Raw genomic sequence first — 18,337 nt, 5'->3', positions numbered from 1 at the left:
GTCCGAAGACGAGTATCATGATGTTGGACGGTAGGCACCTTACTCTGGCGTCATTCCTGGCTTATGTGGTATGTTCCCACCCATATTGTGGACCGACATAAAAAGTTGAATGAGCAACTGATTTATATAATGCACAAGCCGTGCCAACATTTAATTATTTTTAACAACTAATTGAAAAATAATAAAAAATAAAACCACCCCTATTATATTTTATTTATATCTCTCTTTTATCTAGTTATAAAACAACCAAGCTGTCTCCATATCCAGACAAAGTTACCTTAAATTTTATAATTATTTATAATTCAATACGTTAAGTGTCGCCAAAAAGAGACAATCAAAACAGAGAATGTCGTCATTTTTACACAACAAAAAATAATACCTTTATTATCAATAAAATAAAGCCTCTCACAACGTAGAGGCTTTATGTGTTTACTACTAAGATAAATTTACTGCTAATTAATCAAACTGCTTCCTTGCATTGCGGAATAATCGCATCCAAGGACTGTCTTCACCCCAATTATCAGGATGCCAAGAGTTACTGACTGTTCTAAATACACGCTCAGGGTGAGGCATCATAATCGTTGAGCGTCCATCTCTTGTGGTGACTGCAGTGATCCCTTTTACTGAACCATTAGGGTTTAATGGATATTGTTCTGTTGGCTGACCATAATTATCAACAAAACGTAATCCCACTAAATTTTGTGCCTCTAATTGTGCTAATTGTTCAGCATGACGAAACTCTGCAAAACCTTCACCATGAGAAACAGCAATAGGCATTTGTGAGCCCACCATGTCTTGTAACAGTAATGATGGGCTTTCAGTCACTTTTACCAAGCTAAAGCGGGCTTCAAAACGTTCTGAACGATTGCGAACAAAGCGAGGCCATAAATCAGCTCCTGGAATAAGCTCTGATAACGTTGACATCATCTGACAACCATTACAGACACCAAGCGATAAAGTGTCTTGGCGTTCAAAGAATTGAGCAAACTCATCACGTAAACGAGAATTAAATAAAATAGATTTAGCCCAACCTTCTCCCGCACCTAATACATCACCGTATGAGAACCCACCACACGCCACCAGCACATCAAAATCACTTAATGAACGTCGTGACGAATGTAGATCACTCATATGAACATCAATAGCATCAAAACCAGCTCTATAAAAAGCAGCCGCCATTTCAACATGAGAATTAACACCTTGCTCTCTTAAGACTGCAATGCGAGGACGACTTCCTGTTGCAATATAAGGAGCCGCAATGTCTTCACTTGGGTCGAAAGTTAAATGTACGTTTAACCCTGGATCATTGATATCCTGTTTTGCCTGATGTTCTTCATCAGCACACTCAGGATTATCGCGTAAACGTTGCATTTGCCATGTTGTTTCTGCCCACCAAAGACGCAATGTACTGCGTTTTTCATTGTAAACTTCTGTTTCACGGCTTTGGATAATAATGGCATCATCTTGTGTTGCTTGACCTAAATAATGCAGACAATCGGCTAAACCGTATTGCATAAATAAAGCTTCAACTGCTTCTTGATACTCAGCGCTAATTTGGATCACGCCACCTAGCTCTTCATTAAAGAGCCCCGCTAAGATATCTTCATCATAAGCACTAATATCAACGTTTAAACCACAATGACCTGCAAACGCCATTTCTGCAAGCGTGACAAATAAACCACCATCAGAGCGATCATGATAAGCCAACAATTTGCCTTCATTAACCAATTGTTGCATCACATTAAAGAATTGTTTTAGTTGCTCAACATCACGAAGATCTGCCGCTTTTTGACCTAATTGCCGATAAACTTGCGCCAAGGCAGTCGCACCTAATGCGTTATGGCCATTACCCAGATCAATCAGGTATAAACGGTTACCAGCTTGTGTCGATAATTCAGGCGTCACCGTTTTACGCACATCCTCAACACGAGAGAATGCCGTAATGACTAAAGAAAGAGGAGAGGTTACTTCTTTGGTTTTTCCCTCTTTATCCTGCCAACGTGTTTTCATTGACATAGAGTCTTTACCAACAGGAATTGTGATACCTAACTCTGGGCACAACTCCTCACCAATAGCTTTCACTGCATCATATAAACCAGCATCTTCACCGGGATGCCCTGCAGCTGACATCCAGTTAGCCGAAAGTTTAATACGATTGAGTGATTGTACATCACTGCCCGCCATATTCGTTAAGGCTTCACCAACTGCCATACGTGCAGATGCGGCAAAATCTAATAGTGCAATTGGCGCGCGTTCACCAATCGACATTGCTTCGCCATAATAGCTATCTAATGTTGCAGTGGTAACAGCACAGTTGGCAACAGGGATTTGCCAAGGACCGACCATTTGATCACGAGCAACCATACCCGTTACAGAACGATCACCGATAGTAATTAAGAAGGTTTTTTCAGCAACGACGGGTAAGTGAAGCACTCGATAAACGGCATCTTTTAAATCAATATCTTTACGATCTAGATACTCACCTTCTGTTTTTTGCGATTTCACATCACGTAACATTTTAGGTGCTTTACCTAATAATATGTCCAATGGCATATCAATAGGTTTATTATCAAAGTGTGTATCGTTTAATACTAATTCACGCTCTTGTGTTGCTTCACCAATTACGGCATAAGGTGCTCTTTCACGTTGGCATAACGCATCAAACAGAGGCATGTTTTCTGGAGATACCGCTAACACATAACGTTCTTGAGATTCATTGCACCAGATTTCAAGTGGGCTCATTCCCGGCTCATCATTTAGAACGTCACGTAGTTCAAAACGACCACCACGACCACCATCATTCACTAACTCAGGCATTGCATTAGAAAGGCCACCAGCCCCTACATCATGAATAAATAAGATAGGGTTATCGTCACCTAACTGCCAACAACGATCGATAACTTCTTGGCAACGTCGCTCCATTTCTGGATTGTCACGTTGAACAGACGCAAAATCTAAATCCGCATCAGATTGCCCCGAAGTCATAGAAGAAGCCGCACCGCCACCAAGACCGATATTCATAGACGGACCACCTAATACGATCAACTTAGCGCCAACCGTAATATCCCCTTTTTGAACATGATCTTCACGAATATTACCAATACCACCAGCTAGCATAATTGGCTTATGATAACCACGAATTTCAACACCATTATGGCTATTGACTTGCTCTTCATAGGTTCTGAAATAACCTAATAAGGCGGGGCGACCAAACTCATTATTAAATGCGGCTCCCCCTAATGGTCCTTCAGTCATAATATCTAGCGCATTAACAATACGTTCTGGTTTACCAAAGTCTTCTTCCCAAGGTTGTTCAAACCCAGGAATACGTAAGTTAGAAACCGAAAATCCAACTAAACCCGCTTTAGGTTTGGCGCCACGCCCCGTTGCGCCTTCATCTCGAATTTCACCGCCAGAACCTGTTGCAGCACCTGGCCATGGTGATATTGCGGTTGGGTGGTTATGTGTTTCCACTTTCATCAAGATATGTACTGGCTCTTGATGATAGTGATAATGCCCTTTTTCTATATCCGGATAAAAACGCCCTGCCACAGAGCCTTCCATCACAGCTGCATTATCTTTATAAGCTGACATGACATAATCAGGTGTTTGCTCAAACGTATTTTTAATCATTTTAAATAATGATTTATCTTGAGCTTTACCATCAATAATCCAATCTGCATTAAATATTTTGTGGCGACAGTGTTCAGAGTTAGCTTGTGCAAACATGTAAAGCTCAACATCTGTTGGATTACGTTGCAAACGGTTAAAAGCATCGACTAAATAATCAACTTCATCATCTGCCAGTGCTAATCCCATTTCAATATTTGCTTTCACTAATGCATCTTTGCCTTTAGTAAGCACATCTATCGTTTTTAATGGTGCTGGCGTTTGCTCTGCAAAAAGTGCATTCACATCGTGATAATTTAAGAAGATGGCTTCCATCATTCGGTCATGAATCAAACCATAAAACTGTTGCCACTGAGTCTCTGTCATCGTACCGCATTCAATAAAATAAGCGATACCACGTTCAATTCTGACTACCTTGGCTAAACCGCAGTTATGTGCAATATCTGTTGCTTTAGAAGACCAAGGTGAAATAGTTCCTGGGCGAGGTGTCACTACTCGCATTTCCCCAACAGGCTCATGCTCTGTTAATGAAGGCCCATAATGCAGTAATTGGCTTAATTTAATGTGGTCATCTTCAGATAACTGCCCTTCCACTTTTGCGAAATGAACAAATTCCGCATATATACCTTGTACAGGAAGGTCATTTTCCTGACATTGAGTGAGTAATTTATTAATACGAAACGCGGATAAAGCGGGGGAGCCACGCAGGATTTCCATAGTATTGAGTTCTCTCTTTTAGCAGCTAGCCTGATCAATCATTCAGGGGAAACGCACCTAGTATAATAGAATAACCGCCCAGACGAAACCGTTTGCGTGAACAAAATAACGGCATTTAACTTAGTGTGTTTTAATGATTAATTGGTGTAATCAAGTTGCGTATTGCCAATATGTTAAGCAAAATGCTCGATTACTGGAAATTTATCCATGTTAAGATAAGAACTTTACACACAACAATAAACAACGTTAACGAGAAATAACCTATTGAATAATATAAGGATAAACTATTTCGTTATCGTTATCATAGCGCTCTTTTCAGCGGCAATTATTGCGTTGAATATCTCATGGCCTGATAGGCAAAAAGCGCAGATAAATAAGATTTTATCTCGTGGTGAGTTAAGAATTAGTACAATGTCTTCACCATTGATAACGATGAACGATAAAAAGGACCCCGTAGGTTTCGATTATGAATTAGTGAAACGCTTTGCTGATTACCTAGGCGTGAAGCTTGTCGTTAATATGCGGACAAATATCAACCAAATGTTTGATGATCTGGAGAACAATAAAGCAGACTTTATCGCAGCAGGATTACTCTATAACAAAGAAAGATTAGAGACGACACGCAGTGGGCCAGCTTACTTTTCAGTATCCCAACAATTAATTTACCGTAAAGGGACATTAAGACCACGTAGCTTTGATGCACTAGATGGGCGCCTTGTTGTCACAGCAGGTTCAGCTCATGCAAGTTTATTGCGTACACTAAAAGAAACGCAATACCCCGAGCTTGAATGGGAAGAATCAGACAATCAAACAACCTTACAGTTACTAGAAGAGTTATCAGAAGGCAAGATAACCTATGTTTTAGCAGACTCTATCAGTGTTGCAGTACAACAACGTATTCATCCTAATGTTGCTATAGGGTTTGAAGTGACTGAAAGCCGTCCTCTGACATGGTATTTACCTGATAGCGAAGATAATAGTTTATATGCAGCCATGCTAGATTACTTCAATCAATTATCTCAAGAAGATGTATTAGCACGATTAGAAGAAAAGTATTTTGGTCATGTTGGTTCATTTGATTACTTTGATACTATCTCTTTTATTACTGCAATTGATTCTATTTTACCAAACTATCAGCCTCTTTTTGAAAAATACGCGGATACCTTTGATTGGCGATTATTAGCAGCAATGGCATGGCAAGAATCGCATTGGGATCCTCATGCAACATCACCAACTGGTGTTAGAGGTCTCATGATGCTAACACGTCCTACTGCATCAAGTATGGGCGTCGCAGATAGGCTTGATCCCGAGGAAAGTGTTCGTGGCGGTGCTCAATATCTTAAACATCTTCTTTCTCGTTTACCTGATTCTATTCCTGAAGATGAGAAAATTTGGTTTGCATTAGCCGCCTACAATATGGGTTTTGGTCATATGCTTGATGCCAGAAGACTGACTGAACAACAAGGTGCAGATCCTGACAGTTGGTTAGATGTAAAATCAAGATTACCGCTACTGAGCCAAAAGAAATATTATGTTGACCTCCCCTATGGCTACGCAAGAGGACATGAAGCCTATCGCTATGTTGAAAATATTCGTCGATATCAACTCAGTCTTGTAGGCTACCTTCAAGCTAAAGAGAGTAAAAACAAAATTCTATCTAAAGACAAAGAAAATAATGAAGATACAGAACAAGAGAAATCATCATTAACATTAACTCAATAACCACTTTGTCATTACCCCTTCAATTTAAAGAATGACGCATCTCACAACTGTTCAGCCTCTTTTATAGAGGCTTACTCTGACTTAACATTTTTATCGTTTAATTTCTAATATTCGATGATGGTTTTCCCTCACCAATATGCTCTTAATATTTTCTTAATCTTAGCAATTGTTACATTCTCTCTTACCTTTTTTTAACCAAAATTAGAAAAAAACCGTGTTAAAAAATGTAACACTTATTAGTTAAAAAAACTCATTATGTGAGTGAAATGTATTTAAAATAGCCTAATACGTCTTTTTTTGATTATCAGAATAGGGAAAATATAAGAAAAAATTAACTTAAATACGTAGGAATTATCTCATTAGTTATTATTCGTTTTATGATTATTCTTGTTATAAAAACTTTATTCGTAATAAAAATTAACCTAATACCCACATTATTAGCATATAAACCTTTGAATTATATATATTATGATATTCTATAATTGATTTTATTAATTTTCTTAAAGTAATGTTAATAACATTACTTTTTATAAAGTTAAAATAATGTTAATTGTATTGTCTATTAAATTTATCTGCCTGATGAAATTTTTCACCCGTAAAGTGAGTAATAAAAAGAATAAACCTATATAAAACTCTATTAATGTGGAATAGGCCAGATTAAATCTGAAATTTGAGCAAACTAACAAAACGTTATATCAAATAGAATGCCTTTGTTGATATCATATAAACCAGCCATTATTCGAAACAACTCGAAATATAATGCAAATCAAATTTTATATTCCGACATTAATATTATTTTTTCATAAATAATAATACGCACGATCTTCAAGGGATTATCTATAATGAAACTGAGTAAAATTGCTTTAGCCGCTGCTTTAGTCTTTGGTATTAATTCTGTTGCAACTGCTGAAACTCCTGCACCAAAAATTGGTGCAACTAAAGGCGAAATTCAATTAAAAGGTGAAATTGTTAATTCAGCTTGTGGATTAGCCGCTTCTTCAAGTCCAGTTATTGTTGATTTCAGCGAAATCCCAACATCTGCATTAGCAAATATGCAAAAAGCGGGTAACGTTAAAAAAGATATCGAATTACAAGACTGTGATACTACAGTAGCAAAAACAGCTACAGTTAGCTATACACCAAGTGTTGTTAATGCCACAAACAAAGACTTAGCATCTTTCGTTTCTGGCTCCGCGTCTGGTGCAGGTATCGGCTTAATGGATGCAGGTAGCAAATCAGTTAAATGGAATACAGCAACAACACCAGTACAATTAGTTAATGGTGTTTCAAAAATTCCATTTGTTGCTTACGTTCAAGCTGAATCAGCAGACGCGACTGTAACGCCAGGTGAATTCCAAGCCGTTATCAACTTCCAAGTTGATTATCAGTAATCGTTTTATTTATTTAAATTAATTAAATAATAAATTACTGCATTAACGCAGGGGATTTCCTCTGCGTTAAATTTGATAAAACACTTCAAATTAATAAAAAATAAAAATAAAAAGTAATTAAATAAATATTCATTATTTAATTAATTAGTTTCTATTTAATTAATAACTAGGCGTTTATTCATGTTAATTTCTTATTTTCACAGCACAAAATGGAAAAACATTTGTGCCATTTTGCTATTGTGCTTAGCGTTTTTCGCTCAAGCTGAGCAAGATGATTCTGTGGAATTTAATATTCACATGCTAGATGCAGAAGATAGAGATAATGTCGATCTTTCTCGCTTTGCCACTTCTAATTATATTATTCCAGGTATGTACTACCTGGATATCCGTATAAATGGACGAGATTTTCCTCGTCAAAACATTAATTACGTTGAAGTGAAGCCTAATTATTCTGTTGCTTGTATTGATCCATCTCTTCTAAAGAAATTAACGATTAATGAAGAAAATCAAAAATTTATTGAAGAGATCTCACCTAATTGTTTCAATATTAATCAACTCCCCGGTATCACCATCAAAAATGATGGCGGTATTCTTGATATTGTTATTCCTCGTTCATTAATGAAATACGAAGATGCCGACTGGACCCCACCCGAATTATGGGATCCGGGCATATCAGGGTTATTACTTGACTATACCTTAACAGGAACATCAATTCGTCCGAATAAAGGTCACAATAACAACTCACTGACAGGTTATGGGCAAACGGGTATTAATCTTGGTGAATGGCGTTTACGGGCTGAATACCAAGGAAATTATTCATCTGAATACGCCTCAAACAATAGTTTTGATTGGAATCAGATCTACGCTTATAAACCACTTCCTAACCAAGCAGCAAAATTAACGCTTGGTGAAACTTATTTAAACTCTCAAGTCTTTGATAGTTTCCGTTTTACTGGTGCCAATATACAAAGCGATGAAAGAATGTTGCCCCCCTCTTTACAAGGTTATGCGCCAGAAATTCATGGTATTGCAAATACCAATGCTAAAGTCACGGTAACCCAAAATGGCCGTTTAATTTATGAAACAACCGTACCTGCAGGCCCTTTTGCCATTAAACATCTTCAAAATACAGTACAAGGCCAACTCGATGTCAGAGTTGAGGAGCAAAATGGCAAAATAAACGAATTTCAAGTACAAACTGCGAATCTACCTTATATGACACGACCTGGCTCCGTGCGTTATAACACATCATTCGGTCAGTCATCGCTTAATAACCATAAAATGCAAGGCCCTGTTTTCTATCAGGGTGATTTTTCATGGGGAATGAATAACACCTGGTCTCTTTATGGTGGTGTTTTGTTAACAGCCAAAGATTACAATGCATGGTCATTGGGTTTAGGTCATGATATGGGGCGCTTAGGGACTCTTTCTGGGGATATTACTCAATCCTATAGCAAAACCTATAATAACGATAATATCAATGGTATGTCATTTAAACTTAACTATGCTAAAACCTTTGATGAGTATCACAGTACTATTACCTTTGCGGGTTACCGTTTTTCAGAGAAAACATTTCGCTCTTTTTCTCAATATATTGATGAACGTTATAACGATATCAATAACAATGGCTATGAAAAAGAAATGTATACCATCACTGGTAACAAAACCTTTTGGGCCGATGATATTGAAAAATCAACCACACTTTATCTCTCTTATCGTCATCAAAATTATTGGGATAGAAATACACAAGAGCAGTATGGTGCCACAATAAGTCGTAATTTTTCGATAATGGGTGTGGAGCAGATTAATACTAACCTCTCTGCATTCCGTACTCAGCATAAAGGGAATACTGATGACAGTATTTCTTTCAATATTTCAGTCCCATTAGGCAGTGGCCGAAATATAGGTTATAGCCTGCAAGACAGTAATGGGAAAGTAAACCAAATGGCTTCTTATTCGGACAATAGCAATTATAATAATTTGTGGCGTGTCCGTGCTGGTTTAAGTTCAGATAATAAAGCGAATACAGACGGTTATTACCAACATCGCTCGCAATATGCAGAAATAAATGCCAATGCAAGCTATCAACAAGATAATTATATTGCTGTAGGTGCAACAGTAAAAGGCGGATTTACAGCTACTCGTCATGGCGCTGCATTACATAGTAGCAGCATGACATCCAGTACAGCTCGAATGATGGTTGATACAGATGGCGTTTCAGGTGTGCCGTTTAATAACCAAAGTACGACAACAAATCTATTTGGTATTGGGGTACTTACTGACTTAACCAGCTATAACAACGTTGATGCGCGTATTGATGTTGATAAAATGGATTCAGATATTGAAACACGTAAAGCCATCACTTCAGCAACGTTAACTGAAGGTGCTATTGGTTACTATACATTCCCTGTTCGCCAAGGTGAACGTCTAATGGCTATCTTGCAAACCGCTGATCAAAAACATCCTCCTTTTGGTGCTGAAGTCACTAATAAAGATGGTGAAAATATGGGAATGGTGATGGAAGAAGGACTAGTCTATATCGCGGGTGTTCACCTCAATGAATCATTAAACGTGGTCTGGGCGGGGAAAACCCAATGCACAATTACAATTCCGACAGCAATTAACGATCCACTAAAACGTGAATTGTTATTATGTCAGGGATTTTAATGAACAAAATGAATTACTAGAGATAAATGTATGAACTCATTCAACACACTCAAAACACTTTTTTGCGGTTCATTACTTGCATTTAGCATGGTGAATACAACACAAGCTGGTGTGTCATTAGATAGAACACGTATTGTGTTAACTGGTAATGAAAATTCAGCCAGTGTGAATTTAAAAAATACGAGTCCTGATATTCCTTTTTTAGCTCAATCATGGGTTGAAAATGAACACGGCCAAAAAATTGCGTCACCTTTAGTGGCCCTTCCCCCTTTACAACGTCTTGATGGCGACCAAAAAGGGGTTGTGAGAATAACCAAAACCGCAGAAATTGGACTTTTACCACAAGATAGAGAGTCTCTATTTTATTTAAATGTCCGTGAAATTCCACCCGCACCAAAGCAAGCAAACGTGTTACAAATGGCAATGCAGTCACGGATAAAATTATTCTATCGCCCTACCGCTGTTATTCCTGAAAAACCCGGTATGATTTGGCAAGATCAATTAATATTTAAAAAACAAGAAAATAAATTTATTGCAGAAAATCCAACACCTTACTACATCACGATTATTGGTCTTTCGAATAAATTGAATGGTGAAGATAGTGATAAATTAACTACATTCCCTGGTTTAATGATTGCGCCTAAATCGTCACTGGAAATTCCTGTTAAAACCAGTAACGTCAATCAATTCTATATGATGTATGTAAATGATTACGGTGGGCATCCAGAATTAAAATTTGTTTGCCAACAAAACAGCTGTAAAGCAGCCCCGAAAGAACAACAACCCAAATATTAATTAACTTGACGCCGGTAGGAATAAAATGAATCCAACAACAGCAAATTTTTATTTCAATACGCTAAAATTATTTTTTACTGGCGCAATATTATGCACTCCAATTATTGCTTCTGCTTATATTCATGGAGAAGTTCGTACCGTCGGTGGCCCCAATGTTTTTAGAGTTGCGTTAAATAACGCAACATTCCCTAATAACCGACCAGGTGAAACCGCCACCGTCAATTTTTCATTGCCTGATAGATACTTGGCCACTGTTTATTGCCCAAAAGATCCCTTGGTACCCAATTCTCGTACCTATTATATGGCAAATTCTGATCTACGTTATTTAGGCAATAATTACTATGAACTTAATGAATACGTTGATGTTCAAATCAAGTTTTCTATTTGGGGGCCTGATTCGCTTCCTACTGTTCCTTTTATTGAAAAACCCAACAATCGAAATGGGCAACAAGGTTGCCGTGTTCCTGAATCCCCCAAACCGAACATGTCGTCAGGAAGTAGCGGTGTCTTAGTGTTTCGCTTGAAAAAACCGATTATTAATGGAATTTCATTAACAGGGCAAGCCGTAGCTCAAATGTATGCTCGTGTAGGTAATGGCTTATATCGAGAATATGGCCCTGAGCCTATTTCGAAATTAGTCATTAGTTCAGGCATATTAACCACTGAAGATAGATGTACATTTAATAACGGCTCTCCAATTACCTTTGATTTTGGCAATGTTGGTAATACTTCTGACTACTTAAATGGCCAGAACTACAAAATTACGCGTAATATTCCAATAAAATGTGAAGGTGGTAGTTTTACTAATCCTAACAGTCGAATTATGTTTAAAATTCAAACTGGAAGCTCAGGTATCGCTAGTTTTAATCCTAATTATCTTGGAACAACAGGACCTGTAGATCGAACCAATCTAGGTATTGTTTTAAGAGACAAATCAGGAGCAATTGTGCCTCCTAATCAATATTTTTCTGTGGGAAAACTGAATAACTTCAAAGGAAGCTGGGAAATCACCGCCGCCCCCATCGCAAAAACAGGGAGCAAAATTACAGAAGGTGAGTTTTCAGCACATGCTACATTAGTTGCAGAGTTTATGTAATGAATAACAAAATTAAAAAATCCGCTATTTCACTTTTGCTATTATTTTCATCTTCAGCTTTTGCAGCGACAGAACTTATTGGCGGTGATATGGAGTTTAAAGGTGTTGTTGTCGCACATGGTTGTACTATAGTTGCCGGTGATGAAAATAAGGTGATCGATTTCAAACAGATATCCGCAAAAGATCTCTATACTTTTCAAAAAAGTGAACCCGTTACGTTTAGTATTAGTTTAGAAAATTGCAGCCAAGATATTTATAAAAGTGTCACAATTACACTTGATGGGAAAGAGCATCCTACAATGCCTAATCATCTTGCTGTTGTTGGTACAGGATCTGAAGATCCTAAAAGTATCGGGATTGTATTTACTGATGTGCAACGCAATGTTATTCAATTAAAAAAGCCGAGCACAACTCGACTTCTTAATAATAAACGTATTCAGTTTAATTTTATGACGTATGTTGAGGCATCACCCTCTGCACTGAAAAATCAAACATTGCTAACAGGCCCTTTCCAAGCTCAAGCAACCTATACTCTTAATTATCAGTAAACAGATATTTATTCCTTTGTTGCTTGCTCTGTACTTACTAAAACAGGGCTATTTTTTTGCTTTTTAAGTTGTTTCTTTTCAGCCCTTCTCATCTTAAAAAATTGGCTTAAAAGTTGTGAACACTCTTCACCTAACACACCTGACGTTATCTCAACTTTATGATTCATTCCAGGGTGTTGCAAAATATCAATAAATGAACCCGCTGCACCTGTTTTTAGATCAGATGCACCATAAACCACGCGTTTTACACGACTATGTACAATCGCTCCAGCACACATCACACAAGGCTCGAGAGTAATATAGAGAGTAGCATCGAGGAGACGATAATTTTGTAAATGCTTTCCCCCTTTGCGTAATGCCATAATCTCTGCATGTGCTGTAGGATCGTTATCGATAATTGAATGATTCCATCCCTTAGCAATGATTTTATTATCGACGACTAATACAGCGCCCACCGGTATTTCACCGATCTCTTGTGCTTTATGCGCTTGCTCAATCGCTTTATACATCCAATAAATATCATCTTTCACTTTATTCACAAGGATATCTCTTCATTATCATATAGCGGGATATTGTACCCTGTTTTCTATTGATAACTAAAGAGATTACCTTGAATTGTTTATGATAGAAATAACAAGATAGAGCTTTAATTGATACGGGCTTCGGTTGCTAATTTAATCGCTAAAGCGCCTAAAATTGTCGCCATAAACCAACGTTGAATTAATGCCCAACGTGGTCTTTGTATAAAAAATCCAGCGATAGATCCCGCAGCAATAACAACCAAGCCATTCACCGCAATACTAATAACAATTTGGATACTACCAAGGACTAATGACTGATTTAATACGCTACCATTCCCAATAGTTATAAATTGAGGTAGAAGTGAAAGGTACATCAATGCAATTTTAGGATTGAGAAGATTAGTGACAAATCCCATTACAAAAAGCGTTGTCGTATTACCTGAAAGACATTTTTTAGGATGGAAGATAGAGCGACCACCGGGTTTAATCGACTGCCAAGCAATATAAAGCAGATAAATAGCACCACAAATTTTCAAGGTATCATAAGCATAAGGCACAGCCATAAAAATTGCGGTAATACCAAATGTAGCTAATAACATATAAAAAATATAGCCAACAGCTACACCAATGAGTGAAATAAATCCCGCTTTTTTCCCTTGAGAGATTGAGCGTGATATCAGGTAAATCATATTAGGGCCCGGTGTTAGCACCAACCCCAAGGACAAAAGTGCGAATGTCCACATATTGAATAGTGTTGGCATAGTATACCCCTTATTTATTTTATTATTTAACCTCAATAACAGAGTGTTAGGTGTGCGGGATACCACAAAAAATACTATTTTTTGTTATTCGTTTTACACCAAGCCTTTCTTGATATTGATGAAGATAGTGGGCAAGAAACTTTTCTTATGGCTTACGCCATGTCGTAGAAGCTCGGAGCGGTATAGCAAAAATAGCCAAAAAAGTAGGAGTATCTTGAGAAACGCTTTATCGAACATGATCACCAACAGGAAATCCAACATTAAAAACATTACGCAACGTTATTAGTGCAACTTGCTTTTATTTCTCTTCATTAGCAAATATTTAATATTTTATTTATACATTCTAATAAACCATTTGAGCGATGCCACTTTAGGAAATTCCCTATAAATGGTAACCTTACTTCCCTTACTTAGTGCCTATTAAGCAAAAAGATTGGGGTAATATTCCTATTTGAATGATAAAACACTACTTTATCGGATATAGCGACACAAAACTGATAGATGGTAACATATAAGTGCAAGATATAAGTTACTGAAATTTAATGATTTATATATTAAGTGACTGATATGGCTTTACTAATTACAAAGAAATGCATCAACTGCGATATGTGTGAACCCGAGTGTCCTAATGATGCGATTTCAATGGGGGATGATATTTATGAAATTAATCCTGATCTTTGCACTGAATGTGTAGGACATTACGATAAACCGACTTGCCAATCGGTTTGCCCAATTACCAACACGATCATTATCGATCCTGTTCATACTGAATCTCAGGATGAATTATGGGAAAAATTTGTGTTGATCCACCACGCAGATAAGATCTAAACTCCAATCACAAAATCTTTGTGGGTGATAAAACTAAAAACGTTATTTCTCTAAAATAACTGTCGCACAAGCATAGCGTTGCTCATCAGCAAGCGTCACGTGAATAGAATTTATCCCCGCTTTTTCTGCCATTTCTTTGGCAACCGCTAAAAAGTGCAGTGTTGGCTTACCCAATTCATCATTACGTACTTCAAAATGGTTAAAAGCCAATCCTAAACGAATGCCTGTACCTAATGCTTTTGCCGCGGCTTCTTTGACTGCAAATCGCTTGGCTAAAAAACGTATTGGCTGTTTATGTGATTGATAGATTCCCCATTCTGTTTCAGTAAGAATGCGACGAGCAAGGCGTTCACCAGAACGCCCTATAATTTCTTCGATACGCGATATTTCAACAATATCCATACCTAAACCAACAATGGCCATTAGCGACGCGCTTCTCGCATTAAACGTTTCATTTCTTCAACTGCAGGCGCTAATCCACTGAATACCGCTCTACCAATAATGGCGTGACCAATATTCAATTCATATAATTCAGGCAAGGCTGCAATGCGCTGCACGTTGTGATAATGCAAACCATGCCCAGCATTCACTTTTAAACCTTTAGATGCGGCATAAGTTACTGCATCACGAATACGAGCAAACTCTTTTTCTTGAGCCATTTCATCTTCAGCGTCAGCATAAGCACCAGTATGAATTTCAATAACAGGCGCACCAACACGATCTGCTGCGTTAATTTGTTCATGGTCAGGGTCAATAAATAGCGAAACTTTTATACCTGCTAAAGATAAGCGTTTAATTGCATCTACTATCTTTTCTTCATTCCCAACAACATCTAAACCGCCTTCTGTTGTTACTTCTTGGCGTTTTTCAGGTACTAAACAACAAAAATCAGGTTGCGTTTGACACGCAATCTCAATCATTTCTTCTGTAACTGCCATTTCTAGATTTAATCTTGTCTGAACTGTTTGGCTTATCAGCATTAAGTCACGGTCAGTGATATGACGTCTATCTTCACGTAAATGAATAGTGATGCCATCAGCGCCTGCTTGTTCTGCAACAAAAGCGGCTTGAACAGGATCGGGATACGTTGTGCCACGGGCATTACGAAGGGTGGCGATATGGTCAATATTAACGCCAAGTAGAATATCAGACATGCTCTTCTCCTGAAAAATAACGTTGCATTACCTTAGTTTACACATTCCATAGAGAAGAAAAAGACAATATTATTGATCAGTTATCAATGCCCTTTTTTTCGGGGCTTTTTTAATGGCAAATTGCCTGAAAAGTTCTCTACTTTTTAATGGTTTTCCACCTAAATAGGGCTTTAATGCCATTCTTGTAAACCTTTTCGCCGCTTTTAATGTTTCAGTTGTAGGAAACTCACGACTGGCTAATGATTTTAATTCAAGCCCAGTAAAACTATTATGATCAACCACTAAACTTGCGATAAAACCTTTTTCTTCACGATAACGGTATGTCATCGTATCAGAAACAGGCTCCCCACTTCCTGCACAATGCAGAAAATCTAAGCCATAACCAAGTTGTGTTAATAAAGCGAGTTCAAAGCGTCTTAAGGCTGCCTCTGGTGTAGTATCACTAGCAGCAAGAATTTGTAAACAAGAAAGGTATTCAAAAAAAAGCACACTATAAGAAGTGCCATTTTCTAAAACACGAGACAAAAGTTCATTAAGATACAAGCCACTATAAAGAACAGAGCCTGTCAGCGGTAAAGCTAAAGAGATAGGTTCAGCATCACGAAGGGTTTTAACTTCTCCTCGCCCACTCCAACGAATGAGCAAAGGCGTAAAAGGTTGAAGTGCCCCTTTTAAGGGTGAACGACGGCCCCGTGCACCTTTCGACAATATGCGTACTCGCCCTTCATTTTCAGTGAAAAAATCAAGCAATAGGCTTGTTTCACTATAGGGTCGAGCATGGATAACAAATGCACGTTGCCAGCCATCCACTTCAGTTACCTACTTTAAATCATCCACATAGCCAAGGCTACGTAAAGCACGTTCATCATCAGCCCAGCCAGCTTTAACCTTCACCCAAAGTTCTAAGTGAACTTTGTTTTCAAATAGGTCTTCCATATCCATACGGGCTTCGGTGCCAATTTTCTTGATTTTTACGCCTTTATTACCAATAACCATTTTTTTCTGGCCTTCACGTTCAACCAGAATTAATCCGTGGATATCGTAACCACCGCGCTCATTAGTCACAAATTGCTCAATTTCAACAGTGACAGAATAAGGTAATTCTTCACCTAAGAAACGCATCAATTTCTCACGAATAATTTCTGACGCCATAAAACGTTGAGAACGATCAGTAATATAATCTTCAGGGAAATGATGAATAGCTTCTGGTAGACATTTACGAACAATTTTTGCAATCGTATCAATATTCATGTCTTTTTCTGCACTAATTGGTACAACATCAAGAAAATCCATTTGTTGGCTTAAAAAGCCAATATGTGGAAGTAACTTGGTTTTATCAATGACGTTATCCACTTTATTAATTGCTAATAAAACAGGGCAACGCAATGATTTTAATTTGTTCAATACCATTTCGTCATCAGGCGTCCAGTTGGTGCCTTCAACAACAAAAATCACCAGTTCAACATCACCAATCGAGCTACTTGCTGCGCGGTTCATTAGTCTGTTGATAGCTCGCTTTTCTTCAATATGCAAGCCCGGTGTATCAACATAAATCGCTTGGTAAGCACCGTCAGTATCAATACCCATGATACGATGACGCGTTGTTTGCGGTTTACGTGATGTAATAGAAACTTTCTGCCCCAATAATTGGTTCAGTAGTGTTGATTTTCCCACATTTGGGCGACCGACTATCGCAATAAATCCGCAATAGGTTTGTTCTTCGCTCATTCAAGCTCCAGTTGTATTAATGCCTGTTCAGCAGCGGCTTGTTCAGCTTTTCGACGGCTTGTACCCATCCCTTTGACAGGTTGATCGATACCGCTTATCTGACAATGGATCGTAAACTCTTGGTCATGGGCTTCACCACGAACCTGTACCACAATATAAGAAGGTAGTGGAAGATGGCGCCCTTGCAGATACTCTTGCAGACGAGTTTTAGGATCTTTTTGCTTATCGCCTGGACTGATTTCAGCCAAACGATTCTCATACCATTTTAAAATAATTTTTTCGATATTTTGAATATTACTATCAAGGAAAATAGCACCAATTAAAGCTTCCACCGTATCTGCTAAAATTGATTCTCGGCGAAAACCGCCACTTTTTAATTCTCCAGGCCCTAAACGCAGACATTCGCCTAGTTCAAATTCACGCGCTAATTCTGCGAGTGTATTACCACGAACAAGCGTTGCTCTCATTCGGCTCATATCCCCTTCATCAACACGAGGGAAACGATGATAGAGCGCATTAGCAATAACATAGCTTAGAATTGAATCACCTAAAAATTCTAAACGTTCATTGTGTTTACTACTTGCACTACGATGCGTTAAAGCCTGAAGTAATAATTCATTTTGCGTGAAAGTATATCCCAGTTTCTTTTGTAACTGGTTTACTAATAAAGTATTCATGTGCGATCAAGTTCCATAACTTAATTTGGAGCACACGCAACAAATCTGTTTAAGACAACGAGAGATTATCGGGTTGGATAACAGAACTGTTGCGTTTGCACT

General features: G+C 37.9%; 15 protein-coding genes and 1 pseudogene. 8 read left to right on the top strand and 8 right to left on the bottom strand.

All coding sequences use genetic code 11. The annotated features are described in order from the left end of the window. Window positions 1–456: 456 nt before the first annotated feature. The gene (gene purL / locus GWJ05_RS11220) at window positions 457–4,347 is read right to left on the bottom strand and encodes a phosphoribosylformylglycinamidine synthase (RefSeq protein WP_161681412.1); all 3,891 of its coding nucleotides are present in this window, start codon (window positions 4,345–4,347) and stop codon (window positions 457–459) included. Between the two features lie 264 nt (window positions 4,348–4,611). On the opposite strand from purL, the gene mltF reads away from it, so the two are divergent. The 6 genes from mltF (at window position 4,612) to GWJ05_RS11190 (ending at window position 12,566) form a co-directional block, all read left to right on the top strand. Next, window positions 4,612–6,069 (top strand): membrane-bound lytic murein transglycosylase MltF, encoded by a 1,458-nt coding sequence (gene mltF, locus GWJ05_RS11215; RefSeq protein ID WP_161681411.1) that lies wholly within the window; start codon window positions 4,612–4,614, stop codon window positions 6,067–6,069. An 842-nt stretch (window positions 6,070–6,911) separates the two neighbouring features. Further along, window positions 6,912–7,460 carry a fimbrial protein gene (locus GWJ05_RS11210; RefSeq protein WP_006533475.1) on the top strand — a complete coding sequence of 183 codons (549 nt, stop codon included), beginning with the start codon at window positions 6,912–6,914 and terminating at the stop codon, window positions 7,458–7,460. A gap of 180 nt (window positions 7,461–7,640) precedes the next feature. Beyond that, complete coding sequence (locus tag GWJ05_RS11205) at window positions 7,641–10,127, top strand: fimbria/pilus outer membrane usher protein (RefSeq protein WP_036935360.1); 2,487 nt, start codon at window positions 7,641–7,643, stop codon at window positions 10,125–10,127. A 30-nt stretch (window positions 10,128–10,157) separates the two neighbouring features. Further along, the gene (locus GWJ05_RS11200) at window positions 10,158–10,922 is read left to right on the top strand and encodes a fimbrial biogenesis chaperone (RefSeq protein WP_036935358.1); all 765 of its coding nucleotides are present in this window, start codon (window positions 10,158–10,160) and stop codon (window positions 10,920–10,922) included. A gap of 25 nt (window positions 10,923–10,947) precedes the next feature. Beyond that, window positions 10,948–12,018, top strand: a complete 1,071-nt coding sequence (locus GWJ05_RS11195; protein WP_087803274.1) for a fimbrial protein — start codon at window positions 10,948–10,950, stop codon at window positions 12,016–12,018. Beyond that, entirely contained in the window at window positions 12,018–12,566 is a 549-nt protein-coding gene (locus tag GWJ05_RS11190) for a fimbrial protein (RefSeq protein ID WP_036935354.1), read from the top strand. Before GWJ05_RS11195 ends, GWJ05_RS11190 begins: the two co-directional genes overlap by 1 nt. A gap of 8 nt (window positions 12,567–12,574) precedes the next feature. Here the strand turns inward: GWJ05_RS11190 and tadA are convergent, their stop codons facing one another. Then, window positions 12,575–13,105 carry a tRNA adenosine(34) deaminase TadA gene (tadA, locus tag GWJ05_RS11185; RefSeq protein ID WP_036935351.1) on the bottom strand — a complete coding sequence of 177 codons (531 nt, stop codon included), beginning with the start codon at window positions 13,103–13,105 and terminating at the stop codon, window positions 12,575–12,577. Window positions 13,106–13,212: 107 nt separating this feature from the next. Beyond that, the gene (locus GWJ05_RS11180) at window positions 13,213–13,848 is read right to left on the bottom strand and encodes a LysE family translocator (RefSeq protein ID WP_036935348.1); all 636 of its coding nucleotides are present in this window, start codon (window positions 13,846–13,848) and stop codon (window positions 13,213–13,215) included. 81 nt (window positions 13,849–13,929) lie between these two features. Here GWJ05_RS11180 and GWJ05_RS11175 point away from each other — a divergent pair. After that, window positions 13,930–14,174: pseudogene (locus tag GWJ05_RS11175) on the top strand (helix-turn-helix domain-containing transcriptional regulator). A gap of 241 nt (window positions 14,175–14,415) precedes the next feature. After that, window positions 14,416–14,676 carry a YfhL family 4Fe-4S dicluster ferredoxin gene (locus GWJ05_RS11170; RefSeq protein WP_036935345.1) on the top strand — a complete coding sequence of 87 codons (261 nt, stop codon included), beginning with the start codon at window positions 14,416–14,418 and terminating at the stop codon, window positions 14,674–14,676. A 42-nt stretch (window positions 14,677–14,718) separates the two neighbouring features. On the opposite strand, the gene acpS is transcribed toward GWJ05_RS11170, so the two are convergent. From acpS to rnc, 5 genes are all read right to left on the bottom strand, one after another. Further along, on the bottom strand, window positions 14,719–15,099 hold the full coding sequence (gene acpS / locus GWJ05_RS11165) for a holo-ACP synthase (protein ID WP_161681410.1): 381 nt from the start codon (window positions 15,097–15,099) through the stop codon (window positions 14,719–14,721). Beyond that, on the bottom strand, window positions 15,099–15,830 hold the full coding sequence (gene pdxJ, locus GWJ05_RS11160) for a pyridoxine 5'-phosphate synthase (RefSeq protein ID WP_161681409.1): 732 nt from the start codon (window positions 15,828–15,830) through the stop codon (window positions 15,099–15,101). Before pdxJ ends, acpS begins: the two co-directional genes overlap by 1 nt. A 69-nt stretch (window positions 15,831–15,899) precedes the next feature. Beyond that, window positions 15,900–16,640 (bottom strand): DNA repair protein RecO, encoded by a 741-nt coding sequence (gene recO / locus GWJ05_RS11155; RefSeq protein WP_036935336.1) that lies wholly within the window; start codon window positions 16,638–16,640, stop codon window positions 15,900–15,902. 9 nt (window positions 16,641–16,649) lie between these two features. Beyond that, window positions 16,650–17,558, bottom strand: coding sequence for a GTPase Era (era, locus tag GWJ05_RS11150; RefSeq protein ID WP_036935334.1), 909 nt, complete (start codon window positions 17,556–17,558; stop codon window positions 16,650–16,652). Beyond that, window positions 17,555–18,235: a ribonuclease III gene (gene rnc / locus GWJ05_RS11145; RefSeq protein ID WP_036935330.1), complete on the bottom strand. Its 681-nt coding sequence runs from the start codon at window positions 18,233–18,235 to the stop codon at window positions 17,555–17,557. The genes era and rnc overlap by 4 nt, the downstream gene beginning before the upstream one ends. Window positions 18,236–18,337: the final 102 nt, after the last annotated feature.

This window comes from Proteus sp. G2626 (genome assembly GCF_009915985.1).
GTDB classification, from domain to species: Bacteria; Pseudomonadota; Gammaproteobacteria; order Enterobacterales; family Enterobacteriaceae; genus Proteus; species Proteus vulgaris.
The sequence above is the reverse complement of the archived record's forward strand: the minus strand, read 5'-3'. Positions and strand labels throughout refer to the sequence as shown.

Excerpts from the sequence above, each read along its gene's own strand:
- purL (WP_161681412.1), bottom strand. The coding sequence starts at position 4,347 with ATGGAAATCCTGCGTGGCTCCCCCGCTTTATCCGCGTTTCGTATTAAT.
- GWJ05_RS11210 (WP_006533475.1), top strand. The coding sequence starts at position 6,912 with ATGAAACTGAGTAAAATTGCTTTAGCCGCTGCTTTAGTCTTTGGTATT.
- GWJ05_RS11205 (WP_036935360.1), top strand. The coding sequence starts at position 7,641 with ATGTTAATTTCTTATTTTCACAGCACAAAATGGAAAAACATTTGTGCC.
- GWJ05_RS11200 (WP_036935358.1), top strand. The coding sequence starts at position 10,158 with ATGAACTCATTCAACACACTCAAAACACTTTTTTGCGGTTCATTACTT.
- GWJ05_RS11195 (WP_087803274.1), top strand. The coding sequence starts at position 10,948 with ATGAATCCAACAACAGCAAATTTTTATTTCAATACGCTAAAATTATTT.
- GWJ05_RS11190 (WP_036935354.1), top strand. The coding sequence starts at position 12,018 with ATGAATAACAAAATTAAAAAATCCGCTATTTCACTTTTGCTATTATTT.
- GWJ05_RS11180 (WP_036935348.1), bottom strand. The coding sequence starts at position 13,848 with ATGCCAACACTATTCAATATGTGGACATTCGCACTTTTGTCCTTGGGG.
- GWJ05_RS11170 (WP_036935345.1), top strand. The coding sequence starts at position 14,416 with ATGGCTTTACTAATTACAAAGAAATGCATCAACTGCGATATGTGTGAA.
- acpS (WP_161681410.1), bottom strand. The coding sequence starts at position 15,099 with ATGGCCATTGTTGGTTTAGGTATGGATATTGTTGAAATATCGCGTATC.
- pdxJ (WP_161681409.1), bottom strand. The coding sequence starts at position 15,830 with ATGTCTGATATTCTACTTGGCGTTAATATTGACCATATCGCCACCCTT.
- era (WP_036935334.1), bottom strand. The coding sequence starts at position 17,558 with ATGAGCGAAGAACAAACCTATTGCGGATTTATTGCGATAGTCGGTCGC.
- rnc (WP_036935330.1), bottom strand. The coding sequence starts at position 18,235 with ATGAATACTTTATTAGTAAACCAGTTACAAAAGAAACTGGGATATACT.